Raw genomic sequence first — 25,247 nt, forward strand, 5'->3', positions numbered from 1 at the left:
CGCCACAGGCAGGGTAAGCTTTTTTATTACTATAGCAGGCTTGAACACGCTGCCTTTGTGGCGGCTCAGACAGTTTGCCGCTTCTTTCGCACAGGCCTGCAAAGCTTTGGTCCGAAACGATTGCAACGTCACTTTCAAATAGCCAGGGTGCCTTGCAACACTTCGAATCTGCTGCAATTACAGCATTAGAATTTCAGAATAAACTGTGCTGAACAGTCACGTTCTTTTGTAGTCTCACAGACCCATCCTTTTAGTCCCTGTCTATATCCAGACGCAGCCCCGTATCTGTAGGAGGCTTTGCCTTTTTCTGCCATAGCTCCCCTGTTGTCAGGGCCTGCCATGCCCACGGCGCCCAGGAAAGAATCCGGCCAGCCAGCCAGAGTGCCCAGGCAAACATCAGCACACGCCAGAAAAAGATGGGCATGGTGAAAACGCCTGCTGAGGGCAGGAGGCCATCACTGCGGTCTGCCGTCCAGCGCAGAAGCCCTGTGTGGGAACCGTTGCCTGCAATCTGCATATCTGGGATGCCCAGCAGACCGTTGCGGACCCCTTCCAGAAGCAGCAGGGCCATGGTGACAAGCAAAAGCCCCAGACCACACTGCCAGAGGTTGTGCAGCGATCCCATGGGAACGTTTTGCCTGCTGCGCCAGTCAAAGATGAAAAAGCCTGCACCCAGAATCAGCACGGCAAAGGGGGAAAGGGAAACGATTCCCAGACCCAGAAGCAGCCAGTCCCTTGTTCTGAGTGGTGATTTTTCCGGTCTGAAGCTGAGCAGGGCCGTTGCCGTCAGCACCAGAAAAATCCAGCCCCAGATGCGGACTCCCGGTCCCAGAAGCGGACCATAGGTCCAGAGCAGCCACTGATTTCTTTCCAGATGGATTTCCTGGGTAATGTTGGCCGTGGGCATGGCCATGTCCATTTTTGGCATGGAAAGAATGCGTGGCCGCCACAGGTTTTTTTTCTGCTCTTCCATTTCCCATATCAGCTGAATTCTGTGGGTGCCCGGTGTCAGGGGAAGCAGCAGGCCTTCTTTTTCTCCGGGAAGGGGCTGCTGTTCTCCGTTGATGCGGATTTCTTTGATTATGGCCCCTTCCGGATTCTTTACAGGATGCAAAAAGGCCTTGCCGGAACGGATCGCTGCTTCCAGGGTTAGTCTCCTGCGCTCCCTGCCGTCTTCAAGTTTCAGAAAAACATTCTCCGCCGTGCGTGTGGGACCGGGTGCAGGCTCCATGGCAGTGAGGGAAAGGATCAGGCTTTCACCGGGAAGGGGCGTCCATACAAGGCCTCTGCCCGAGGGTCTTGGTGCCGCCGGGGTTCCGGACCATGAAAGGTGTCGGTCCGTGTCTCCGTGTACTTCCCATGTTTCTGAAAAAAGAAGGGTTTCTGCTGCAAAAAGCTTAATGCTGTCTTCTTCGGGAAGGCGGCTTTCCCAGACAATGCGCTGCCTGTGGCGGGGGATGGGAATTTCCACATGCCCGTCCCGTACGGTAAAACCATCGCTGATTACCGTTTCTCCGGAGATCAGGGGAATGCGCATACTGCCGGAAACAAGGCCTGGATAGGGTCGTATGACTTCGGTTCTGACCTGCCAGTAGCGGTCTCTGCTTATGATTCTTTTCACCTGCACAAAGGCTTTCAGTTCCGGGGATGCATCTTCAGGGATGTCTTCGGCTCTGCTGTGTGCGGGCGTGAAGGTGAGGCTGCCACGCACCCTTCCTGCGGCATCCAGTCCTTCAATGTTCCAGTCCGGCGCTTTAAGCATGAGGCTGTCCGGCGGCATGGGAAAATGTATGCGGAATCGTTTTTCCGGCAATGCCCCTTGAATGCGGAGCTTGTGGATACCCGCTTCCATGGCAATGTGATTTTTTCCCTGCCAGAGCAGAAGGGAGGTTTTTTCCCCGTTCAGCAGGGTTTCAAAGGAAGGAAGGCTTTCATCGGTGGCGGGTATGGGAAAGGCCAGCTTTTTACCCGCATGGATTTCCATTTCCAGGACAAACCCGGGATTTTCTGCCTCGGGATGATCCAGTACAAGGCTTGCGGGACCGCTTCTGGCACAGTGGGGATCACAGAGGTTTTCCGTCTGTAGTCTTTTTTTTAAGTCTTCCAGCATCCATTCCGGAGGAAATTCAGCCCTGACTCCCGTGGCGGGAATGAAAACCAGAAGAAAAAGAAGGGAGGCCGCACTTTTACCCGCAGAGGATATTTTATAGGGGAATCCAGCAGCCAGACGGCCCAGAACCAGCAGGACAAAGCCGACCCGGAGCAGAGCCGCAAGGGAAGCCGCCAGGGGCGGTATCAGATAAAAAACAAGGCTGTGGGAAGATCCGCTAAAGCCAGTATGTACAGGGATGCTCCGCCATTGCCAGGCAGGAACACCGGGACCTGTCTGGGTGACGGCCGGGGCTTTGGGCGCAGGTTCCTGCGCATAATATTGTTTTCCCGTATCCTGTCTGCTGAAGGCCTGCATGGGGGCTTCTCCTGCCTCCATGGCTAGGTTGGGAAGGGCATCGGCTACCATGGCTTTTTCCTGTGTCATGGTTTCGCTTCTCAATGTTCTGAGGGGGGCCTGATGGCCTGTCCTTGTGGAAGGGGCCTTATCCAGCCTTTCCAGCTGGGGATAGATGGCCGTACGGATCTGATCCGCAGCATAGGGGAGGGCCACAAGGCCTGCCGTAAGGAGCAGAAAAACATGGATTCCCGAGAGAATCACAAGGCCTGCGGGTGGTATGTTTTTCCGGGCAAGGGCGTATTTTCCCAGGGCTGCCGTGGCCGCCAGGCCGAACCAGAAGAAAAGGGGCAGGGGAAAGCTGTGGTGGAAGAGGGCGATGGCAAGGCCGAAGCCAATGCCCCAGGTCATGCCCCAGATACGCAGGGCCACGCCGGAGAGCATGACCAGAAAAAAGAGATCCAGCAGGGTCCATCGGGAAGTAAAGCTGTCGTCCATGGCTGTTTTTCCGCCCTGTATGCCTGCCAGATGCCAGCCCGGAGGCAGATGCAGGGTGATATCCGTCTGCTCATGTCGGTGCTGCCATCCCCCAGAAAGGGGAGTGCCGGAGAGTTTTTCATCCATGCGGCTTAGGGCCGTAAGGGAAAGGGGACCCGGTGGCAGTTCAATGCCCTGCAGGCTGTCCTGCAGGGTGATCATGCGATCCTGTTCATTGAGGGTGATGAGACCCGGCAGGAGCGGGCCTTTTGTATCCATGCCCATATAGCGGCGGGTATTGAGGGTACCCGTGAGCTGATCCCGCACCGTGGCTCCTTTTCCGTCAAAGTCCAGCCAGATGTCCCGTTTCAGCCTGATCCTGTCCTCTGCGGGCTGCTGCCGGGTTTCCCGGATGGCAAGTCCGGGGCTGGCATCTGCTGCCATACGGTAGGCGGCATGGTGTTTCCAGGCATCGGGCAGTGGGGTCTGTCTGGGATCTACGGACTGCCCGCCCATAAGCTCTGCGGCCCTCAGTTCCGGTGCTGGAACAAAAACCCAGAGTTCGTCTTCCGTGCGACCGGGCAGGCGTAATTTTGTATCCGATCCGGATATCAGGTGCACAAGGCGGATGGTGAAATTGCCGGGCCGAAGATCCATGATAAGGCCCTCTTTCATACCCGGTTTCAGGGGCAGGGGACTGTCCACAGATACAAGGGAGGCGTGTTCCGGCATGGACACGGCCAGTTTCTCCTGACGGGGGCTTCCTGAAACAGCCAGCTGTATCAGTGTTTCCAGTTCCAGAGGGTGACCATCCTTAAGCTTTCTGAAGATGCGCATCTCCGTCTGGCCCTGATTTGTTTCTTCTCTGGCAGCCGGAGGGGCCTTCAGCCAGAGCCTGCCCCTGGCATCCCTTTGCAGCTTATGGAGGGTTTTCTGGTTTTTCTGCACCTGTATCAGGGATATTTCATGGGGCAGGGCCAGGGTGTCGGGAAGGGTACGCCATGCAAACTCACCTTTTATAATATGGCTCCCCGGCTCAAGGTAGATGACGGGCCGGTTTTTTTCCAGAAGCACCGGCTGTTCCCTTCCATTGACCATCACCCTTCGGGGCATCTCTGCGGCGTCTCCGGGAAGGGGTACGGCACCTTCAAACAATACATCCCAGCCAATGGTAAAATGGCCGCCCTTTTCTTCCAGTTTAAGGCTAAGGGGACCGGGCCAGATACAGAGGGTTTCAGCCGGATTTCCAGCAGTCTGGGGACAGAAGCTTGCTCTGTCCTGTTTTTGCACCCATGGCACCCAGGGTTTCAGGGCTTCCGGGATGTTTTCCGGGCTGCGGGCCTGCACACCGGATAAGGGAAAAAAGACAAGCATGGAAAGGGAAAGGCAGAAAAGGAAGATGGGGAAAGGGCTTTTTTGGGACGGGCAGGTGTGCATGGTTTTCTCCTTTAAAAGAATCCGGTGGGACTACGGAGAGTTTATGGAATGAATTCAAAATTTGACTGTCAGGATATGATATTTTTATATTTTTTAAAACCTTGAACTGAAAGGATAAAGATCGTTTTTGAGACTGGAATCGGTACTTGTTATGTGTTTCAAGGTATATTGCCCTTCAGAAAAGCGGCCCTCTGTGAAGGGCTGGCAAGATTGAGGGAAAAGGAGCGGAACTGTCCGAAACGGTAAACTGCGGCGGGTACAACCCCTGTGGCGGATGGCGGATATTCCCATAAAATCAGGTCGCCCTGGGGATTGGTAAAACCCTCATCTCTGGTGTGGAAGATGCCCCTTACCTGTTCCCATAGGGAAAGTCGCAGGTGCAGAAGAACTTCCCATCCCTGATGGGACTGCACCTCTTCCATGGGATGTATTTCATAGAGCATGTTGATTTTTCTAAAGTATTTTTCAAGCCAGCGGGCCCCGGAAAGGGGAAGGCCGTGGCGGATTTCTTCTTTGAGTTTTTCTTTTCTGGCTTCGGCCAGGGGGCTGTCCGTCAGGGGGATGCGGCACAAAAGGGCCAGATCCCTGTTTTCGGGATCGCGGACAAGGATCTGCTCCCAGGGGTACTGGCCGGGATTTTCCGGAATCAGGGGGATGGCTGGAAAGAGCGAATTCATATTCTGCTGGAGTTGCGGGATGGAAGGAACCCTTTTTTCCTTTGTGAAGAGGCGCAGGGTGTAGGTCATGGGGTTTCTCCTTAAGGTATGGCGCAGGATAAAGCGTTTTTATCTGGTTTTTTGTGTTCAGTCTTTTTGGGATCTGAAAGGTGTGCCATGGCAATCATTAGTTCTGCTGACTTTATGCGAATATTGGAAGGGCTGTAAAGACTTCGGGGGGTGTTTTAACACCTTCAGGGATTGCAGTAAGGTGAGGAGTGTGCGAAGATTTTTTCAGATAAAAACGATAATCTGACCGATGGGAAACAGGCTCAGGATTGTCTGCAGGTTCAATGTAATCTTTGGAAAAAATGTAGGAATTTATTCTGTCCGCTAAGGTGGAAACGGAAATGGTGGCCCCATGTACCTGAAAAATCTCAAACTTAAAAACTGGCGGAACTTCCGTGAAGCGGAAATATTTCCTGCACAGATTTCTTATCTGATAGGTCCCAATGCTTCCGGAAAATCCAACCTCATGGATGTATTCCGGTTTATGCGGGATATATGCAGGCCCGACGGGGGTGGCCTTCAGAAGGCAGTAAAAGATCGCGGTGGCATACAGAAACTCCGTTGCCTTCATCACAGACGGGATACGGAGGTGAGCGTAGAGGTCGGATTTTCCGAAAAACAGGATAGCGATCTTATCGACTGGAAATATATACTTGCCTTCAGGCCTGAAGGCAAAGGAGCCCAGCGGCTTCTTGTCAGTCGGGAAGAGGTTTGGTGTAAAGGGCGGCTGATACTCCAAAGGCCCAATACAGATGATGGTGAAGACAGCCTGCTGCTGACGGAAACCCATCTGGAACAGACCCTTGCCAACCGGGAATTTAGAATCATATCTGATTTTTTTTCGGAGATTACTTACCTGCACCTGATTCCTCAGCTTTTGAGATACGGCGATCAGATTGGTGGTAATCGACTTGAAGAAGATCCCTTTGGACAGGGTTTTCTGGAACGCCTTGCCACCTGCCAGAAAAGAACACGGGATGTCAGGCTTCGTAAAATTAAAGAAGTGCTTGCCCTTGCCGTTCCACAGTTCAGGGATCTTCGTTTCATAAAGGATAATTTGGGGCATCCCCACCTGGAAGCCTTATATGCACACCATCGGCCCAATGCGGGCTGGCAGTCCGAAGAGCATTTTTCCGACGGAACACTGCGCTTGATAGGTATCCTGTGGGTATTGCTGGAGGGAAGGGGGCTTTTGCTTCTGGAGGAGCCGGAGCTGTCCCTGCACGAGGCCATTGTGGAGCAGATTCCTCTTTTTCTGGATCGTGCACAGCGGGATCGATCCGGGAAAAAACGTCAGATATTTATCAGTACCCACAGTGAGGCTCTGCTGAGAAATCCTGGTGTTGATGCCGGTGGGATCATGGTTCTGGAGCCGGGAACGGAAGGCAGCACGATCCGGAAGGTCAGTGAGAATGAAGACAGGGCTTTGGATGCAGGCCTGACCATTGCCGATGTGGTTTTTCCCAAGACCCGGCCAAAGGGTGTGGAGCAGATGGTGCTATGGGAGTGATGCCCTTTTATCTGGCAACGGAAGATCCCATCAGTCAGGCACTTGTAATACAGGTGGTGGAACAGACAGGCACAGGGCCTTTTGTCTTTGAGGCTTTGAAAACTTCGGGATTTGGTCATCTGAAGAAAAACCTTCCTGCACTTATACGCCTTGCCGCCCATTGTCCGGTTTTTCTTCTTACGGATCTGGACCAGAAGCCATGTGCTCCTTTTTTGATACAGCAATGGCTGGGAGAGAACCCTTTGCCGGAAAAATTTCTGTTTCGGGTGGCTGTTCGGGAAGTTGAAAGCTGGCTTCTTGCAGACAGAAAGGGAATGGCAGATTTTATGGGTGCCCCCCTTGAGCAGGTTCCTGCCAATCCGGATTTTCTGGCTGATCCCAAAGAGACAGTTTTAAAAATAGCCAGACGCTATGCCTCCAGAGCTGTCTGGCAGGACATTGTTCCGGCAAAGGGTGTTCGGGCAAAGGTAGGCGTGGGTTATAATCAGCGTTTGATGGCTTTTGTTCAGGAAAGCTGGAGTCTTGAGAGAGCTGTTATTCATTCGGAAAGTCTTGGGCGTGCACATCAGCGCCTTCAGGTGATGTTACAGAAGCTGGAAGTATGAGAATGATTACTGTCCTAATGTCAGGCATCCATGCCGTACCGGAGACAGTCTTGTTAAGGAGTAAGAAATGCTTTCTGAAAAATACGCCCTTATGATCATTGATATGCAGAAGGATTTTGTTCTGCCGGATGCACCTTTATGCATTGCCGGTGCCGCAGAAACCCTGCCCCGCATAGGAGAGCTTCTGGAGGCTTTCCGTGTCAGGCGGCTTCCCGTGATCCATGTGATCCGTCATCACAGGGCCGATGGCGTGGACGTGGAAGGCATCCGGGAGAAGTATTTCACCGAGGGTCCGGGCTTTGCCGTACCGGGAACGGAAGGTGCGGAGATTGTTGATGAACTGACTCCCCTTGCAAATGAGTATGTGCTGGTGAAGCGGCGTTTCAGTGCCTTCATGCAGACGGAGCTGGATTTTATTCTGCGCCGACTTGGAGTAGATCATCTTGTGGTCTGCGGTACCCAGTGGCCCGTATGCATCCGCACCACGATTTTTGATGCTCTGGCACTTGGTTATGGAGTCACCAGCATTGTGGATGCCACGTCCGCCAGCAGTGAAGAGGTGGCTCAGGCCAATATCCGGGATATTAAGGCCATGGGAGTATCCTGTCTTGAGGTGAACAGCTTTATCCGGGACTGCCTTTTCTGAACCTCCCCATGGCTAAAGCCAAGGGCTTTGCGGCGACTTTCGGTAAGGGGGTCTGTTTTACCTGAAAATCAGTTTTTTCAGGTGCCATACCACCCGTTTTATGGATTTTGTCCAGATAAAACCGGGTTGCCTTTTTACGGGCTTCCCGGTTCTTTATTTACGGGTGGGGCTTTGACTTCATTTTCATGGCAGAGCTTTTCAGGCGGGTTTCAGCGGGATGCAGATATCCACAATCCACTTTCCTTCGGGGTGTTTTCCGGGATTGTTGTGGTAGCGTTCAAAGCAGGGACTGTCGTCACAGGCGTATCCTTTTTCCATGAACCACCTGAAGGCCTCATCCCAGGCTTTGGGAAAGTCAGCGTCTGAAATTTCAAAGTGGCAGACGGCGTAGGGGCCACCGCGAAGTTTCTGTACACTGATACTTCCGTCGGGTTCTTCTCCTTCGGGCAGGGTAATGCAGGCATCCATGCGGCATTTTTCAGGCGGAGTGACTTCGGGATTATCCCAGTACACACCGAAAACAGTTTCTGATCCAGGGTATCCCTTAGGGCCTGCCCATGCCATGAGCTCGCCAAAGGCTTTTTCACAGGTTTCATGTCCGTAGACACCAAGCTTTCGGATATAGGCCACCCTGTATGCGGGCACCTGCTGTATGCTTCCTTCCATACTCAACTCCCTTCTTTTTTTCAGGTTTTGAAAAAATGGACTGCCTGCAGGCAGCATGTCCGCAGAATAGGCGAATTCCGGATGAAAGACTTTTCCTGGCTTGCTGCAAGTGTTTCCTGTCTTGCTTTTTCTGTAGTCCGTTGGGCTCATGGAAAAAGACTGGCGAAAGGCCTTGGCAAAATTCTGGGAGCTTGAAAAACCACAGTCCAGGGCAATGTCAGTGATGCTTTCCTCAGGTTTTTGAAGCAGTCGGTTTGCGGCCCGCTCCAGACGTAAGCGCCGGGTGAAGGCGGCCACACTTTCTCCGGTGAGGGTGGTGAAGATTCTGTGAAAATGGAAGGGAGAAAAAGCAGCAGATTTTGCGATCTCATCCAGTGACAGCTCACGGTCCAGGTGGCGGTGGATATAGTTCATGGCTTCGCAGATACGCCTGCGGTAATCCATGAGTGTCACCGGAGCTGTGGAAAGGGAGGATTTTTGTTCCATGGAAATAACCTTTAAGGAATATTTTTGTGGATATTGTTCCTGTGGCAATGACTGACCAATGTGATGCCTGAGGTAAGATTCTTGATTTTAAGGGTGTTTTGAATGTTTCAGTTCTTTTAACAGGATGATAATTTTATGGACATGGTAAAAAGAAAATAACAATATCAGTAATTGCTTTTTTGTATATAAAATGCTTTTAAAATAAGGGTTTGTTTTTGGATTGGCAAGACGGCCTGCTTTTTGCGTTATATTCGGTCCGGTATTATAGAATTCGTATATCTGTTGGACTGGAATTAAAAAAAGGAGCCGTAACATGCTTATATCATGTGGTAAGTGTGGAAAGCGTTATTCTGTGAATGATAACAGAATCCCGCAGGGTGCTGTCAGTGTCCGTTGTCCTTACTGTGAAGCCTCGGTGCCTCTGTCTGCATCAAGGTTGCCCGAGAAAAAGCATAAGGAATCTGAATTAGATGAAACCTTTAGAGAAAAATCAGAATCAGCAGTAGAAAGGGTTTTTTTAAAGAATACAGCCTCATTTGGTGGAAGTATTGTATTCCGCTTGTTTATGCCATTTATTCTTGTGGTTCTGACTGTGACATCTTGTATTCTATATTCTTATTTTTTTTCTGTGCCAAAGCTTATCGAAGATCAGATTAATCAACGGGCCTTTGCCCTTTCTAGGACCTTAAGTTCTGCCATATCCCAGCCCCTTGTACTTCGTAACTATCTGGCCGTCAATCAGTCTGCCGCTCTTTATGCTGAACTTCCGGGCGTTGCCTATGTTTCGGTACAGAGCAGGGATGGAAGTCTTGTTACGGGCCTGTTTGGCAGTATGGACCGTTTTGACCAGAACTTTGCAAGGGATGTTCTTGCCCGGGGTTTTCCTGTAGAGATAGTTCATATGAACCCCATACCGGAAAAAGCAACAGTCTCTGCTAGTAATATTATCGTAGGAGGTCGTAAAATTCATGACATTGGCGTTGCGGTTCGGGGTAACTCAGGAGTGGTACATGTAGGTCTGTTCATGGATGATATTGATGCGGCCATTATGCGGAGCCTCAGACCCCTTGTCGCAGTAATTGTTTTAATTTTTGTAGCTGGAGCTATGGGGATCTGGTGGGTCAGCAGTAGCCTTTCAAGGCCTTTGAAAAAACTGACTCGAACCACAGAGGCCATAGCCCTTGGTGACTTTGACAAGGAGGTTCAGATTCATGGTAAGGGGGAGATTATGGATCTGGCCCTTGCCGTTGAATCCATGCGTATCGCCATTAAATCCGCCATTACCCGGCTGAAAAACCGTCAGTAAATCTGCCAGTAACCCCGTAACAGAAATTTTTTTCGGGAGGATAATGATATGCGATTATCATTGAGTGTTGCCTTTATTTTCTTTTTTGTCAGCCTTTCTTTTGCTGCAGCCGGAACGGTCTACAGGCTTTCCATGCTTCCGCTGCATAGTCCCGAGGAAGTTATGGATAGAATATCTCCCCTGGCACTGTATCTGAGCCTGAGGACAGGTGAAAAAATTATACCCGTTGTGTATAGGGATTATGCTGAATATGAAAGTAAGATTTTATCCGGAGAGCTTGCTATAGGATATCAGAATCCTTCCGTTTATATTAAAATATCAGATATGCATGAGCCTCTTTTCCTTGCAGAAGATGGTATTGGCGGAAGCCGGTTCAGGGGACTTGTTATCCTAAGGTCAGACAGTCCTGTGCAGTCACTGTCCGATCTGAGGGGAAAAACTATCGGCATTGTTGGAAAGACTTCTACAGGAGGTTTTCTCTCGCCAAGGCTGACTCTGCAGAAAGCCGGGCTTGAAGCAGGCAGGGATTACCGGGTTGTTGAGGCAACGGACAATACCCAGGAAAATGTGATTTTCTCCGTTCATCTGAATGAGGTTGATGCCGGATTCATCAGGGAGTCAGCCCTTCATATGGCAGATACCTATCTTCCTCGGGGGCGTATCCGGGTACTTGCGGAAGGGGAGTGGATTCCAAATTATTGTATTTCTGTGAACAGGAATCTTCCTGAAAAGTTCAGGATGGACATCCGTAAGGCGCTGGCGGAAATACGACCGGGAGATCCGGTATTCAAAAGTCTTTATATAACAGGACTTCAGCCTGTGGATGATGATGCTTTTGATGTAATAAGAGAGGCTGCGGGTCGATAACCGGTATCCAAATTATTTATCAGATATGAAGGGGGGCTGTTCAGGTAAGGAAGAGCTGTTTCAGCCGGAAGTTCCGTTGAAGTTTTTTTTCTTCCGGCTTCATGCTATGCTCCCCTTCGTGATGTTTTTTTGCACAGGAACGGCTTTGAACCCTAATTCTGGAGGAAGATATGGTAGAGGGCACCAAGGAAGAAAGACGGGCAAAGGTGATTGAGGTTTTGAATCAGGCTCGGGCCATGGAGCTGCAGGCCATTCACCAGTATATGAATCAGCACTACAATCTGGATGACAGGGATTTCGGGGAGCTGGCGGCCAAGCTGAAGCTCATTGCCATTGATGAAATGCGCCATGCTGAAATGTTTGCAGAACGCATCAAGGAGCTGGGTGGTGAGCCTACTGTTACACCCGCAGGCGGCGTGGAAAGGGGTCAGGAGGTTGAAGTGGTTTTTGCCTTTGACGCCGACAAGGAAGATGAAGCCCTTGATGCTTACAATCAGTTCCTGCTGGTCTGCCGGGAAAACGGCGATGCCATTAGCATGAAGCTTTTTGAGACCATTATTGAGGAAGAGCAGGCCCATTTCAATTATTTTGATAATGTAAATGATCACATTAAAAAGCTGGGTGCTTCCTATCTGGCCCGTGTTGCAGGCACACCTGCGGAAACGGGCGCCATGTCCGGCGGATTTATCGGCGCACAGGGCGGAGCCTGATCTTTTTTTTTAGGGGTTTCCCCCTTGAGTATTCGGAAACCTCTGGTATGAAGTGAAAAAAGCTGAACCATGGAAAGCTGTGTTTCTAAGGTTCAGCTTTTTTTTATCACATTTGTTAAGCGGTCTCGTAGGGGCATTCGTAGACAAGTATTGCAAATTCTATTCAGTTGTATATATGTGAAGAGTATTTGCAAAAAAGGAGGCTCCATGGGGCAGCAGAAAAAAATACTTGAGTTAGCCAGGGAGAAAGGGATTATCCGGGCTATGGATGTAGAGGCGCTTGGAATTTCAAGAAATTATCTGTATCGGATGCATAAAGCAGGGCTTCTGGAGAGATGTGCCGTTGGTCTCTACAAGTTGACGGAAGCTCCCGTAAACGAGAATTTTTATCTGGCAGAGATTGCAAAGAGGCTGCCCCGTGCGGTTATCTGTCTTGTTTCCGCCCTGAGCTACCATGGACTTACTACCCAGATTCCCCATGAGATATGGTTGACCATTCCCAGAGCGTCCTGGCTTCCCCATGTGGACTATCCGCCAGTTAATCTGACCTATGTTTCTGGTCTGGCTTATTCGTTCGGTATTCAGGAGCATGTCATAAATGGTGTGTCGGTTAGAATTTACAGTCCTGCAAAGACGGTGGCCGACTGTTTCAAGTTTCGAAGTAAGGTTGGTCTGGATGTTGCTATTGAAGCACTCAGGGAGGCATGGCGTTCACGTAAAGTTACCATGGATGAGCTGGTGGAAGCTGCCGGAGTGGACAGGGTATCGAAAATTATGCGTCCATATCTGGAGGCGGTTGTATGAACCAGAGCAGAAAGAATCCTGCCCATTCAGTTTTTCAGCGGCTTCTGAACTTTGCCCGAATCAACAGGGTTGATTTTAACCTTCTGCTTTCCAGGTATGGTATGGAGCGCTTCCTTTACAGGCTCAGCGTTTCGCCCCACAGCGATCGGTTTGTTCTGAAAGGAGCCAGCCTGTTTCTTGTCTGGAAAGGTCAGAACTACCGGGTGACCCGTGATGTGGATTTTCTTGGATTCGGTAGTTCCAATATACGGCAGCTTGCAGACGAATTTTCCGAGATCTGCCGTATTGAATTTCAGGACGATGGCATGATTTATTTACCTGAGTCCCTGAATGCGGAAGGGATACGTGATAATCAGGAATACGATGGGGTAAGAATCAGTCTGGTTGGCTTGCTCAATCAGGCCCGGATTCCCCTTCAGATTGATATCGGTTTTGGGGATGCTGTAACTCCAGCTCCAGAAAAGATCGAATATCCAACTATTTTTGATAGTCCGCCACCTGTTTTGAAAGCTTATCCTCGATATACGCTGGTGGCCGAAAAAGTTGAAGCAATGGTAAGGCTTGGCATGGCGAACAGCCGGATGAAGGATTTCTATGATATCTGGCTGGTCTCAAAGCTCTTTTTTTTGATGGGAGTCTTTTGTTACAAGCCCTTGAGAATATCTTCGAGCGGCGACGTACAACTTTTCCGGTATCAACACCGCCTGCCTTTGTTCCTGCATTTTATGAAGATCCACAGAAGAAAGTACAGTGGAAAGCCTTTGTCAAAAGATCAAAGCCCGATATTCCTGTTGGTGAACTGTCTGTCGTTATCACTGATATAATCGTTTTTCTTGCACCTGTCATTGAAAGCCTGCAATCCCACTTACCTATGGGTAAGACATGGCTGCCTGATCGGGGATGGTGTTTCCGGTCGCAGGAACGAAGACCGGAGGAGAAAGGTTGATCCATTTTTTTTTAGGAAGGGGATAGAAGAAGAAAAAGAGCTGAGTCCCGCTAGTTTTTCGGGATTCAGCCCTTTTGTGTTTTTGGGGTGCTGGTTCGGGTCTGATTTTTTAGTATCAGAATCTGAAATTCATGCCCGCCATCCATTCGCTACCGTCGATGTCCGGCTCATCGCCCACATTCTTTTCATTGGTGAGGTTTTCAAGGCGGGTAAAAATTTCAAGATTTTTCGTGACATGGTGGGTAATGGCCAGATCCACCATGGTGTAGGCACTGCGGGTTTTTCTTATGGCCTGGGTCTGACCGTGCTGCCCGGCCATTTGTTCTTCATAATCCCGTTCCCCTGTCCAGGCCGTGGTAAGGCGGAAACGCAGGTCGGGCCGTGTCAGATGGTAATCCAGATCCAGTGTTGCCCTGTGTTCGGGCCGGTCGAGAAGGTTTTTCCCCGTATCTTTGTTTTCCGTATCCGTCCAGGTGTAGCCAAGGGTGGCGGCAAAGGATGATACGGGCCGCCAGATTATGCTGGTTTCTGCTCCCTGGGTGACTGCCTCACTGACGTTGTGGAAGGTCATGGTGCTTGCCTGGGTGTTTCTTAAGGTTTCAATGAGATCATCGATTTCATTGCGGAAGAAACCTGCCCGTACCAGAAGGCTTTCATGGATCTGATAGTCCATGCCTGCCTGATAGGAGAGGGATTTTTCAGGCTTGAGGTCTGGGTTGGCATTCATGGTCCAGTGGCCCATGCGCCAGCCATCGGCATAGAGTTTCAAAAGGGTGGGGGCCATGAAGGCCGTGCCTGCGGAAGCCCTGAGCCGGAGATTGTCCGTTGCACGGAAAAGAATGCCTGCCCTGGGATGAGCCTCTGTGCCCCACTCATCATGGTGATCCACACGGCCTCCCACAGTAAGGGAAAGCCTGCCGAAGTCCATTTCATCCTGTAGAAAAACAGCATGGGTATCCTGGGAATCTTTTGTGTAATCCTTATGCTTGTCGTCAATGGACTCGCCTGAATAGGCATAGCCTGCGCTCAGGGTGTGAAGGCCCACCATGCGGGAATACCCGGTTTCAAATTCATGGAGGGTGGACACGGAATCAAAACTTTTGTCCTTTATTTTGTGGTCATGGGAAAAATAACTGCCCCGGACCTGGATTTTTGAGAGGGCATCGGGACGGATATCCGCACTGGCATTGAGGCGGCTGCGTTCCTGAATGCGGTTGGCTTTTCCTGTAACCTCATTTGTCTGACGGGAAAAAAAGGGCTGGATGCGCAGGGCCACCTTATCTGTGGGCCGGTAATCGAGGCTTGCGGCAAGGGTTGAATTTTCCACGGTGTCTTTATCTTTATCAACGCCGGTGGTGCGGCTGTGGGAGTAATCCAGGCGCAGTCCCATGTTTTCATTGCCCGTATTCATCCCTGCCGTGGCAAGGGATCGGTTCCGGCTGCCTGCACTGAGACCGGTGCGAAAGTCTGTTCCTGTTCCTGCTTTTTTTGTGATGATGTGAATGACACCGGCCATGGCGTCGGACCCATAAAGGGCTGAGCCGGGGCCTTTTACGATTTCTATGCGCTCAATGTTTTCCACGGGGATGGAGGAAATATCCACACTGTCGTGCCCACCGGTGAAGCGCTGACCATCCACAAGGATGAGGGTCTGGTCCGGGTTCATGCCCATGAGCCGCACATTGCCGCCATCGCCCCAGGAGCCTGTGTTCTGTTTGATCTGAACGCCGGGGATATCCCTTAAAAGCCCCTGAACGCTTTTAATCTGCCGGGCTTCAATATCCGCTGCGGTGATGACATAAACCTGACTGATGGCGTCTTCCACCCGCTGCTCACTGCGGCTGGCGCTGACCACAATCTGCTCCAGTTCGCTTTCGGGTGGGTGAAAGGCCTGGGCTGGCAGGGTCAGAAGGCCTGCTGCCAGAAATGGAAAGAAGGTTTTTTTCAAACTGCTGCAATGCATTTCACATCTCCTTTGAGTCTTAAAAGTGAATCTGATACCACGCAGTCTGAGCTTTGCTGGTCATCAGAAAGGTTAAAGATTTTATGTAAAATAATTTTGCTATGCTTAATGGTTTAGTCTTGACTAAAACAGCGGCAATGACTGTTCAATGCAGGGTATGAACTTCCATGGCCGCAAGGATCACTACTCCTGCACTCAGGCCATCGCCAGGCCCAGTATCAGGGTTTTGATACCGAAAATGGCCACCACCAGACCTGCAGCCCTGGAAAAGCCTTCAATCTGCCGGGGGAGCTTCCCGGCCATGCCCGCCCCTACCCAGCCCATGGCCATGCAGGCCAGAATCAGGGGAGAAAGGCTGGTGCCAAGGGTGAAAACCATGGCAAGACCCGCACCCTTCATGGCGGAACCCGAGGCTGCCGCTGCCGCCATCATGGCCGCATAGGGCAGGCAGGGCACCAGAGGGCTTGCCAGGCCCAGCAGCAGGGGAGGGGCAGCGGCCCTTTTTCTGCTTGCACATCCGCTGCACCTTGGCCGGAACAGGAGAAAAAGTCCTGCCAGCAGGGTGAAAAGGCCGGAAGCCAGAGTCATGGACGGTGTTTCTAACCGGGCCATGGCTGCCTGCCCCAGCCCGCCGAAGATGGCACCGAGAAGTCCTGCGGTGAACAGCCTGCCGGAAATAAAGCTTAGCAGGGCCAGTATGCCGTCCGAAGGTTTCCGGCTGTTACCCAGAATGCAGGTTCCCATCAGTGGAAGACAGGAGGTGCTGCAGATGCCAAGGCCAAAGGCCAGCCCCGCGAGAAAGAGGGCTGGAAATTCCAGGGGAAGCGCAGGCAGACCACTCATGCGGCGGCCACCATGTGGGCATCCCTTGCCAGCAGGGCAGCACCGATGGCCGTTGTTATCTGCGGCCAGGCCGGGACATGGATATCCAGGGCCAGTTCATCTTCTATGGCCTTTACAAGGCCTTTATTCAGGGCAGGTCCGCCGTCAAAGGCCACGGGTTCCGTTACGCCCACCCGCCGTGCCATGCGGGAAAGTCGCCTTGCTATGGCATAATGGGCCCCTGCTGCGATTTCCGATGGGGCTTTTTTACGGGCAATGAGGGAGATTATTTCCGATTCAGCAAACACGGCACAGGTGGCATTGATTTTAAGAGGAATCTCCGCTTCCATGGAAAGGGGGCCTAAGTCTGTCATATTGATTTCCAGAATCCTTGCCACGGTTTCCAGAAAACGGCCGGTTCCTGCGGCGCACTTGTCATTCATGGCAAAGTTTTCCGTAACGCCGAAGCTGTCTACGCTAATGACCTTGCTGTCCTGACCGCCGATGTTGAGGATGGTGCGCACGGGTGTTTCAAGATCCGTGCAGCTCCAGGAGGTTCCCCGGACATTGGCCGTGATTTCACTGATCACCTCATCGGCAAAGGGAATCAGGCGGCGGCCATAGCCCGTTGCCACGGTTTTGCGGATGTCTTCCCGCTGGAGGCCGGTTTCACGGAGAAGATCCTTCAGGGCTGTTTCCACGGTGTCTCCGCAGTGTACGCCCGTGGGCTGCACCCTGCTTCCCATAAGGCCTTCGGTATCCATGAGGGCTATTTTTGTGGTGGTGGAGCCGATGTCTATGCCAAGGTAAAGATCCATATATCCTCCTTTCCCATAGGGACGCCCCAGCTTCTGACCTGAAAGCTAAAATGATCTTTTTCAGGGAAGGCGGGGGCAAAAAATTTGTCTATGCGCTTTTTCCCATGCGCATCCGTCTGCCTTTAAGGGTTTCCACAAAGGCTTCCACACGGGTGCGCAGGGGTTCCGTATCTTCGGGACTGTAGTCCGTTTCTATTTTGAGCTGTGAAACCCCTGCCGCAGCAAGCTCCGCTTCCAGGGGGCGCAGCTCCATGTCATAGGGATGACACCCCTTCAGTACATGGTGCACCACGCCTTCCACCTTGTAATCCTTTATCATTCTGAAAAGTCTGGTTTTTCGGTCTTCCCTGTCCGTGAACACGGGGCAGGTGCAGGGCAGGAGGCAGCGGTCCGCCAGAGCATCCAGCATATCGTCAAAAAGGGGTTCGTCTATGCAGGCCATGTCCCAGAGCAGCCTGCCGGAGCTGCACAATTCGTCACAGGTGAGGGTGCCACCAGCATTTTCAATGAGATCCGGTATTTTCCAGTTGGGAAAAATCACAGGGGAGCCGGTGAGCAGAATGCGGGGGGCCGCCTTCGGAGCTGTGCCAAGGCCTTTTTTCTTTCTTTCCAGAAGCTCTTCATTGAGATTTTTTGCAGCAAGGGTCCAGTCCGCCGCATCCATATAAAACCAGGCATTGGCTACGGCAGCCGCATCCCTGCCCCGGATAAGGGAAAGGTCATCCATGCGCAGGGTCTGCAGCCTTCTGAATTCCTGCTGGGCCTTGTGCATCATATCCATGGCAGCCCTCAGTTTTTTTCTGGTGATGCGCTTTCCGGTAATCTTTTCCAGTGCATGCATAAGTCTGCGGATTTCTGCGTACCAGAACCTGCGGGAGCTTTCCGCAGCCTTGAATTTTGGGACAGAGAGCATCATGACCGGAACATGACGGGAGATCAGCTCCCCCAGCTTGACCTTCCAGTCGCAGGTGGTGGGAATGATGATGAGATCGCATTCCCTGTACATGGGCAGAACACCGGTGCGGGTGAAGCCCGTGGCTGCTTTGACCATGGGACAGGAGACATCGGGAAAAAGAGCTTCTCCGGCTTCTGCGGCATCGCCGCTGCCTGCACAGAGCCTTACGGGAAGGGCACCTGCGGCATAGATCAGTTCTTCAGGTACGGCCATGCAGTAGATGCCGATTTTTTTTCTGCGTGTTGGGGGCAGAATTTTTTCCGGTGCATCGGCAAAGTTTTTAAAAAGCGTGTCAAAGGGGGCCATGGATGCGGGCCGGTTTTTTTCCAGGGCAATGTTGTCAAAGATTTCCCGCACGGCCATGCCCATGTGCAGGGACAGGCGTCTGGCCACACGGTCTTCGGGAGAGATTTTTGAAGATTCCTTCGGGTCTGTTGGGACCTCAGGGGTTCCGGCAGCTTTTATTTTTCCGGAAATGGCCGATAGTTTCTGGATAAGGGCAGATTTCATCTGGAAGCACTTTCTGGGTCTGTGACGGAATCTTGCAGAACCTTGGCATCATCATGGGCCTTGGCTGCGTAAGCTGTTTTTGCCTGACGTTTAAGGAAGCCTTCGGCGGATGCGGAAAAAACGGGCAGTCCTATGATGGTGGCCGTCAGGGCCTTGTTTTCCGGGCATACTTCAATGCAGCGCATGCAGAGCATGCAGTCCTGGGTGACAATGTGTTTTTTGTCCCGCAGCTCTGCGATCTCCCGGATTTCCATGGGACAGGCCCTGAAACAGTTGCCGCAGCAGGTGCAGGCTTCCCCCTTTTTTTTAAGTCCCACAAGACCGATGCGGTCAAAGAGGGAAAGCAGGGCAGCCATGGGGCAGAAGGCGCAGATGTAGCGGCGTTTGACAAAGCCTCCCACAAGGAAAAGTCCTGCAATGAGCATGGAAAGGCTAGAGAGAATGAGCTTGGTGGCACTGGAAAAATCAATGATCAAATGGCTGGTGTCGCCTGCAAAAAGGGGAATGATGGGTTTACCCGGACAGATCTGGCAGAAGGGGACTGCCAGATCCGCTGTGAACCGGGGCAGTCCCATGAGGCTGTTTCCTATGCCCATGGGTAAAAGAATGAGCAGCACTAGAAGGGCGTATTTAACCCACTGGAAGCGGTCCCGGGTTTTCCATGCAAAGCGGGAGCCGTCAATGCCCACCCATTCCCGGATTTTTGTGATCATATCCTGAAGAAAACCCAAGGGGCATATCCAGCCGCAGAAGGTTTTGCCAAAAACTAAGGCCCAGATGAAAAAGGTGCCCAGATAGACAAGGAAGGGGATGGCAGCGCTGCCGAAGAGGCTGGCCCAGGGCATGGAAAGAAAACGCTGGAATGGATAAAGAAAACAGGAGCCTCCCCGGTTTTCCGCATAAATACAGGCCATGGTGGGAATGGCACTGCCAATGGAAAATACGCTAAGGCCGCCATATATGAGAAAAACAAAGCACAGGGTTTGAACAAAGAGTCGGATACGGTCTATGCGCATGGTTTTTTCCTCCGGACTGTCGAAAAAACGGGTGTTTCCTTGCGGATATTAGTGCTTGAGGGTGGTAGTATCAGAACCATCTTCCCCTCCTTTTTCTTCTCCGGATGGCCGTACCCAGTCCGATGGCAAGGCCCGTGAGAATGAGGGTATAAAATCCTGCGGCACGGCTTTCCCAGTCCAGGGGGGTGGGATGAACGGGCAGGGCAAGGGATGTGCGGAGAATTTCTGATTTTCCAGCAGGGTGTTCTTCACCTGTTTTAGCCCGGGCCTTTTTTATTAGCTGCCGGTGCCCTTCGTAATCACTGTTCAGTTCTGTCCTTGCATAAAAGGTGATGGGTGCTTTGTTTACACCTTTGCCATGGAACCTTTCTTTGATCAGGACGAAAGTGACCAGACCGGCCTCATCGGTGTTCAGGGTCTGTTGCCAGCCCTCTGCCGTGGTGAGGGTAACGGGAAGGTCCGGTACGGGGATGCCCCCCAGCCGGATTCTCAGGGGCAGGGTGTCGCCCGTGTATTTTCTGTGGACTCTTGCAAAGTTTTTGCCCGGATCCGGACTCAGGTCTTCCATGGAAAACCATGGCAGATGGACGTCAAGGGCAGCTTCCGGATTTTTTTCGGGGGGGTCTGTCTTTTCTCCTGTGTTGCGCATGGAAGCCGTGGTGAAAAGCCTGAATATCCTGCCCACATCGTCGGTTTTTTCCAGTGCTGCGCTGATGTGGTAGGTTCCCTGAATCAGGGCCGCATCCCGGATGCGGATGGCAGGACCTTCTTTTTCTGGTGCAAGAATCTCTCTGGAAAGGTCCGGTCTCAGGATGGCAGTCTCTGCCCTGAGAAGCTCCTTTGAGGCTTCGGCTTTAATGGCAGGCGGCCAGCCCAGAAGCAGGGTATAGTGGGCGGGGTGGGACATGGCAGCTCTTTTTTCCCGTTCTTTTTTTTCTCCTTTTTCCGGTTCAGAAGCCCTTGATCCGGGATGCCCCTTTCCCTGGGATTCCATGGGGCTTTTTTCTCCCTTTTCCTTCATTCCTGTTTTTTTGCTGCCGGAGTGTGTTTCATTTTCTGATGTATCCTGCCCCTCTTTTTTTCTCTGTGTGCCAGCACCTGAACCATGACCACCTCCATGGGCATTGCCGCCACCGGAACGTCGCATTTCAGGGCCGGGTTCAAGGAAAAGAAAGCCCGGGTCTGCAGGGCTTGTCATGGGAAGGAAAAAAAGAAGAGTAAGGAGCAGTGGAAAAAAACATGTCCCTCTGCGGGGTTCGGGTATGGGCAGAATGCATATGGCCGAGGAACGCTTCTTCATGGGTAAAAAAAACCTTTTAAAAATTATGTATAGTTTTCTGGGTGATGTTCTGAACAGTCAGGGATTTTTTTTTGTATTTTTTTAGTCCGTATTCAGCCCTGGAAAAGTGGGAGCTGAAAATCCCTGCGTTATTTCGGGAAGAGATAGTCGGGCTTTCCTGTGAAGTCAAGAATAAAATTTGCCAAGACTAAACCAGTTTATGCCTGTAAAGAATCTTTAGCAATGTAAAGATGCGCTTTACAAAATCATTGAAGGGAGAGCCGGAAGATATGGGAAAGGGGAACCCTCTACGGGTGCCCATTGAGGGCACAGAGCTTGTTTTTGGTATTTTGCTATTGTTCAGCTCATTTTATTCCGAGATTTCAACCTTGTAACTTTAACAGCTTTAAGCCGTTGCAAGTCACCTTCGCTGTTTGCAAGTGACCTTGCAATCGTTTCGGATTGCGTCACGGACAAATGGCCTGGGTGTCTTTGCATCTGCCTGACGCTTATGGTTTTTAGAAAAATGTGCTGAAAGGTTACCTTGTTTTTTTGATTCAGGTTCCCGCAGCTTAAGATGTATGGGTCAAAAAAGTTTGTCTTTGTAAAGTTTGTTTTTACAATTTAAAAACAAATTGACTTTTAAAAAACGGAAATGTAGGCATTGCTTTAGATTTTTCGTTTAAACTAAAAAAGGGAGAAAGTGATGAAGAAAAAAGCAGGAAAGATTATCACCGGTGCAATTTTGGGGTTGGGTTTACTGGTATCCCAGGTTTCTGCCCATGATCTGTGGGTGAATATGACGGAATATACTCCTGCCCTCTGGCAGCATGCCAAGTATGCGCCAACGGCAAGGGCCAAGACAGTGGTTTATTTCGGATGGGGTCACAGTTATCCCATGGCGGATTTTATTTCTGACAGGGTATGGGGAGGACTGGAGCGCATAGAGCCCGATGGCAGTCGTATTCCCATGGAAGTGGGAACGGAGGGCTTCCGGGCATTGCGTGTGGATATGCATACCCCCGGTGCCAGGGTTTTTGCGGCCCATACAAAGCCAGCTTATTATGGGCCTGTGGAAGGGAAAAAGGATTTTCACCAGATCTATTATGAAAAATATGCCAAGGCTCTGGTTTCTGTGCTGCCCCAGCGAACCCTTCCCCTGGACGGGCCGGACAGCAATCCCTTTGCAACACCCATAGGACATAAGGTGGAGATTGTGCCCATGGTTAATCCCAACCGGCTGCAGCCGGGGGACAGCCTTGAGGTCAGGGTGCTGGTGGATGGGAAGCCTGCTGCGGATTATGAACTGGCAGCCAGCAGCCTTTTTGCTGCCAATGCGAAGGAAGTGAAGACCCGGACCGATAAGTCTGGCATGGGAAGTCTTGTTCTTGAAGAATTTTACGGTCCATGGATAGTGAAGGCCAGCCGGAGTTTTCCCGCAACAGGGGAAAAGGCATTGAAATGTGAGAGTATCAGTTACACTGCCACCATGACCTTTGCTTTGCCCTATATCAGAGGTAATTAAAGGAAAAGGCCTCCTCTTTTCTCTATAAAATAAAACTGCCAGTCTCCTCAGGGGGACTGGCAGTTTTATTTTAGGTCTTATTCATATTTTTTTATATGGAGAATCCCTTTTTATGCGGCTTCCATTTCGGCATCCATGGCTTCATCCGTTTTTTTTTCAGGGGCGCGCAGCATCATGGTAAGAACACCACCCATGATACAGAGGATGCCGCAGATGGTGAAGGCCATACCAAATTTGCCCATGCCACCCAGAATACCACCCAGATTGGGGCCCAGCAGAGCGCCTGCTCCATAGGCAAGGAAGATAAGGGGGTAGTTTCTGCCCACACTCTGGGAACCGAAGGTGTCTGCCGTCAGTGTTGGAAAGAGGGCAAGACCACCGCCGAAGTTAAAGCCGATGAGGGTGGCACCGAGGTAGAGGAGGGCCGGGGTTCCGGCCATGGAGGTAAAGGCCATGACTACGGCACCCTGGGAGAAGGCAAGGATGACCATGGAGTTTTTCCGGCCCAGAACATCTGATATAATCCCCCATACTACTCGGCCTGCGGCATTGGCAATGGAGAAGAAAACCGCCATGGCGGTTCCGGCAACGGCCATGGCCGAAGCCCTGTCCATGCCATTGGCCATCAGAGCTTCCATGGGGTAAAGCTGCATAAGGCCGATGCTCATGAGACCAGCACTGGCAAGGAAGGCAAAGGTGAAAAAGATCATCCAGAATTGCGGGGTTTTTACCATTTCACCGGCACCGAATTCTGCAGCTACACTGCTGGTTCCTCCGGTAGTGCTGGTCTCAGGTGTGTATCCTGCGGGCAGCCAGCCTTCGGGGGGGAAGACCATGAACATCCCGCCTATGGTTACAAAGACGGCAAAGGTGATACCCAGAATGACAAAGGTGGTGCCCAGGCCGAAATTAGCAATGAGATTGCCCATGCTTCCTGCCAGTTTTACCCAGAGCATGGCACCGAGGCCAAAGCCAGCTACGGCAAGTCCGGTGATAAGCCCCTTTTTATCGGGAAACCAGCGCATGCCCACGGCAATGGGTACCACATAGCCCACACCAATACCGGTGCCGCCCACAATGCCGATGAAGATCAGCAGCATCCAGAAACTGGTGCCGCCGAAAAGTCCGGCAATTACATAGCCGATGCCAAGAATCAGGCCACCCAGTATGGCCATATTCCTGGGGCCTACCGTATTTAGTTTGAAGCCTGCACCCACCATGGACAGGGCATAGGAAACCAGTGCCACGGAAAAGACCACCTGGGTCTGGGCCGCTGTCCAACCGGCATCCTGCAACGCTCCCGTGAATACGGACCAGGCGTAGATTGCGCCCAGGCACATCTGAACCATGATGGCACCCATAACCACCAGCCACCGGTTCATGACCTTACCTTCAGTCATTGTACGTCCTCCTTAATATAATGCTTTGCGCCCCGGGTATGATACCGGCCGGATGAATTACCGACATCGGTATCAACGGGGATGTTTTCATGTTACGCATATCTTTAATGTTTTCGATTCTTGCTGTCAAATACAGACTGGGCATCCTGAACCCTTATTCTGATGGGTATACCATGATTTTGTTGTAAACAAAGTATTTTTTTTGATTGTTTTTTCAGGCATAAAAACAGGCTGGCCCTTTTTTTCCAAATAAAACAGGAGTGGCTGCCGCAGATTGGTGTACTGGCGGATAAAATTCACAGCCTTTCAGGTTCATCTTCAGAGCCTGGCGGAATGAATCTCCGTCATAGAATATGGCTGATCTCAGGTTTGTATGGTGTGCAAAGTATGCTTCAAAGGGGCTAGGCAAGCTGTGATTTCTGAATGCCTGGAGGGAAGAGAAAAAAATGATATGACTTTAAAGGCTGCCGGGGCTGAATATTGGCAGGGTTCAGAGGGCAGGGCCACGGGGCAGGCTGTGCTTTCCGGTTTATTTAAATGGGAATCGGAAAAAAATGTAAAATGCTTATTTGCGCGGATCCAGTTTTCTTGCCTCTTCCAATGACTTGTTAAAATCCATAAACAGAATTTCTTCTGGCAGGTCCCGGTCATGGAGGTGCACAAGCTCATCTCGAAGTGCTTCAGTCAGAACTACAAAGGATTGAATCTTTGATCCTTTAAGCCTAAGAATGGTTTCTTCTAGGGCAAAGGTGGCACTTAAGTCAATGAAGGGAATTCTGCGGCAGTCAAAAATCACCACCTTTGTACCCAGCACCTCGTCCACCTCATCCACAAGCTTGCTCGTGGAGCCGAAGAAAAAGGGTCCGTCGATTTCCAGGATACGTATGTTGCCTTCCATGGCATCGGAGCGGTTGTCATCCGGGGGATGAATGCAGAGGTTGTCTGCCGGATCATGCGATGGATGATCATGGCCATCAGGCAGCCCATGATGATCTGGATGAGTCCTGCAATGAGTACAGCAGCCATGGCCATGGAAAGATCACCGCCTACGGAAACAATAACGGAAGCAAAAACAACGGTCATGGGTCCGGTGGGACCGGATATCTGGGTACGGGTTCCACCAAAAATGGCGGCCATCATGCCCAGCATTATGGCTCCGTAAAGGCCTGCGGCTGCTCCTGCGCCGGAAGCGACTCCAAAGGCCAGGGCCAGGGGGAGGGCGACAATACCGGCGGTTAGTCCGCCGAAAAGATCTCCCCGGAGGGTGTTGATGGAAAAGACTTTAGTCATGGTATTCTCTCCGAATCCTTCATCATTGGTGTATGAGT

At 51.3% G+C, this 25,247-nt stretch carries 21 protein-coding genes; 9 read left to right on the forward strand and 12 right to left on the reverse strand.

Features of this window, described 5'->3' with window-relative positions:
• Positions 1–250: 250 nt before the first annotated feature.
• Entirely contained in the window at positions 251–4,360 is a 4,110-nt protein-coding gene (locus FIM25_RS00270) for a hypothetical protein (protein ID WP_139444971.1), read from the reverse strand.
• Positions 4,361–4,518: 158 nt separating this feature from the next.
• Positions 4,519–5,106 carry a hypothetical protein gene (locus tag FIM25_RS00275; RefSeq protein WP_139444973.1) on the reverse strand — a complete coding sequence of 196 codons (588 nt, stop codon included), beginning with the start codon at positions 5,104–5,106 and terminating at the stop codon, positions 4,519–4,521.
• Between the two features lie 331 nt (positions 5,107–5,437).
• On the opposite strand from FIM25_RS00275, the gene FIM25_RS00280 reads away from it, so the two are divergent.
• From FIM25_RS00280 to FIM25_RS00290, 3 genes are all read left to right on the forward strand, one after another.
• Positions 5,438–6,595 carry an AAA family ATPase gene (locus FIM25_RS00280; RefSeq protein WP_139444975.1) on the forward strand — a complete coding sequence of 386 codons (1,158 nt, stop codon included), beginning with the start codon at positions 5,438–5,440 and terminating at the stop codon, positions 6,593–6,595.
• Positions 6,586–7,200 (forward strand): DUF4276 family protein, encoded by a 615-nt coding sequence (locus FIM25_RS00285; protein ID WP_139444977.1) that lies wholly within the window; start codon positions 6,586–6,588, stop codon positions 7,198–7,200. Before FIM25_RS00280 ends, FIM25_RS00285 begins: the two co-directional genes overlap by 10 nt.
• 67 nt (positions 7,201–7,267) lie before the next feature.
• Positions 7,268–7,846: a cysteine hydrolase family protein gene (locus tag FIM25_RS00290; RefSeq protein WP_139444980.1), complete on the forward strand. Its 579-nt coding sequence runs from the start codon at positions 7,268–7,270 to the stop codon at positions 7,844–7,846.
• 198 nt (positions 7,847–8,044) lie between these two features.
• Here the strand turns inward: FIM25_RS00290 and FIM25_RS00295 are convergent, their stop codons facing one another.
• Positions 8,045–8,998: an AraC family transcriptional regulator gene (locus FIM25_RS00295; protein ID WP_139444982.1), complete on the reverse strand. Its 954-nt coding sequence runs from the start codon at positions 8,996–8,998 to the stop codon at positions 8,045–8,047.
• 313 nt (positions 8,999–9,311) lie between these two features.
• Between FIM25_RS00295 and FIM25_RS00300 the strand changes: the two genes are divergently transcribed.
• From FIM25_RS00300 to FIM25_RS00320, 5 genes are all read left to right on the forward strand, one after another.
• Positions 9,312–10,304, forward strand: coding sequence for a HAMP domain-containing protein (locus FIM25_RS00300; protein ID WP_139445676.1), 993 nt, complete (start codon positions 9,312–9,314; stop codon positions 10,302–10,304).
• A 48-nt stretch (positions 10,305–10,352) separates the two neighbouring features.
• On the forward strand, positions 10,353–11,171 hold the full coding sequence (locus FIM25_RS00305) for a phosphate/phosphite/phosphonate ABC transporter substrate-binding protein (RefSeq protein ID WP_139444984.1): 819 nt from the start codon (positions 10,353–10,355) through the stop codon (positions 11,169–11,171).
• 170 nt (positions 11,172–11,341) lie between these two features.
• Positions 11,342–11,881: a bacterioferritin gene (locus FIM25_RS00310; RefSeq protein WP_139444986.1), complete on the forward strand. Its 540-nt coding sequence runs from the start codon at positions 11,342–11,344 to the stop codon at positions 11,879–11,881.
• 207 nt (positions 11,882–12,088) lie between these two features.
• Positions 12,089–12,685 carry a type IV toxin-antitoxin system AbiEi family antitoxin domain-containing protein gene (locus FIM25_RS00315; protein WP_139444989.1) on the forward strand — a complete coding sequence of 199 codons (597 nt, stop codon included), beginning with the start codon at positions 12,089–12,091 and terminating at the stop codon, positions 12,683–12,685.
• A gap of 101 nt (positions 12,686–12,786) precedes the next feature.
• Positions 12,787–13,509: a nucleotidyl transferase AbiEii/AbiGii toxin family protein gene (locus FIM25_RS00320; protein WP_179953059.1), complete on the forward strand. Its 723-nt coding sequence runs from the start codon at positions 12,787–12,789 to the stop codon at positions 13,507–13,509.
• Between the two features lie 237 nt (positions 13,510–13,746).
• Here the strand turns inward: FIM25_RS00320 and FIM25_RS00325 are convergent, their stop codons facing one another.
• From FIM25_RS00325 to FIM25_RS00350, 6 genes are all read right to left on the reverse strand, one after another.
• Entirely contained in the window at positions 13,747–15,594 is a 1,848-nt protein-coding gene (locus tag FIM25_RS00325) for a TonB-dependent receptor plug domain-containing protein (RefSeq protein ID WP_139444993.1), read from the reverse strand.
• Positions 15,595–15,789: 195 nt separating this feature from the next.
• Complete coding sequence (locus FIM25_RS00330; protein WP_139444995.1) at positions 15,790–16,437, reverse strand: urease accessory protein UreH domain-containing protein; 648 nt, start codon at positions 16,435–16,437, stop codon at positions 15,790–15,792.
• On the reverse strand, positions 16,434–17,234 hold the full coding sequence (locus FIM25_RS00335; RefSeq protein ID WP_139444998.1) for an acyl-CoA dehydratase activase: 801 nt from the start codon (positions 17,232–17,234) through the stop codon (positions 16,434–16,436). The genes FIM25_RS00330 and FIM25_RS00335 overlap by 4 nt, the downstream gene beginning before the upstream one ends.
• Before the next feature lie 88 nt (positions 17,235–17,322).
• Complete coding sequence (locus tag FIM25_RS00340; RefSeq protein WP_139445000.1) at positions 17,323–18,699, reverse strand: 2-hydroxyacyl-CoA dehydratase family protein; 1,377 nt, start codon at positions 18,697–18,699, stop codon at positions 17,323–17,325.
• Positions 18,696–19,715, reverse strand: coding sequence for a 4Fe-4S binding protein (locus FIM25_RS00345; RefSeq protein ID WP_139445002.1), 1,020 nt, complete (start codon positions 19,713–19,715; stop codon positions 18,696–18,698). The genes FIM25_RS00340 and FIM25_RS00345 overlap by 4 nt, the downstream gene beginning before the upstream one ends.
• A gap of 70 nt (positions 19,716–19,785) precedes the next feature.
• Complete coding sequence (locus FIM25_RS00350; RefSeq protein ID WP_139445003.1) at positions 19,786–21,015, reverse strand: DUF4198 domain-containing protein; 1,230 nt, start codon at positions 21,013–21,015, stop codon at positions 19,786–19,788.
• Between the two features lie 685 nt (positions 21,016–21,700).
• Here FIM25_RS00350 and FIM25_RS00355 point away from each other — a divergent pair.
• Positions 21,701–22,519 carry a DUF4198 domain-containing protein gene (locus FIM25_RS00355; protein ID WP_139445005.1) on the forward strand — a complete coding sequence of 273 codons (819 nt, stop codon included), beginning with the start codon at positions 21,701–21,703 and terminating at the stop codon, positions 22,517–22,519.
• A 110-nt stretch (positions 22,520–22,629) separates the two neighbouring features.
• Here the strand turns inward: FIM25_RS00355 and FIM25_RS00360 are convergent, their stop codons facing one another.
• From FIM25_RS00360 to FIM25_RS00370, 3 genes are all read right to left on the reverse strand, one after another.
• Positions 22,630–23,919 (reverse strand): L-lactate MFS transporter, encoded by a 1,290-nt coding sequence (locus FIM25_RS00360; RefSeq protein ID WP_139445007.1) that lies wholly within the window; start codon positions 23,917–23,919, stop codon positions 22,630–22,632.
• A gap of 565 nt (positions 23,920–24,484) precedes the next feature.
• Positions 24,485–24,817 carry an STAS domain-containing protein gene (locus FIM25_RS00365; protein ID WP_139445009.1) on the reverse strand — a complete coding sequence of 111 codons (333 nt, stop codon included), beginning with the start codon at positions 24,815–24,817 and terminating at the stop codon, positions 24,485–24,487.
• Positions 24,712–25,209: a SulP family inorganic anion transporter gene (locus tag FIM25_RS00370; RefSeq protein ID WP_139445011.1), complete on the reverse strand. Its 498-nt coding sequence runs from the start codon at positions 25,207–25,209 to the stop codon at positions 24,712–24,714. Before FIM25_RS00370 ends, FIM25_RS00365 begins: the two co-directional genes overlap by 106 nt.
• Positions 25,210–25,247 lie beyond the last annotated feature (38 nt).

The sequence above is a fragment of the Desulfobotulus mexicanus genome (genome assembly GCF_006175995.1).
Lineage (GTDB): Bacteria > Desulfobacterota > Desulfobacteria > Desulfobacterales > ASO4-4 > Desulfobotulus > Desulfobotulus mexicanus.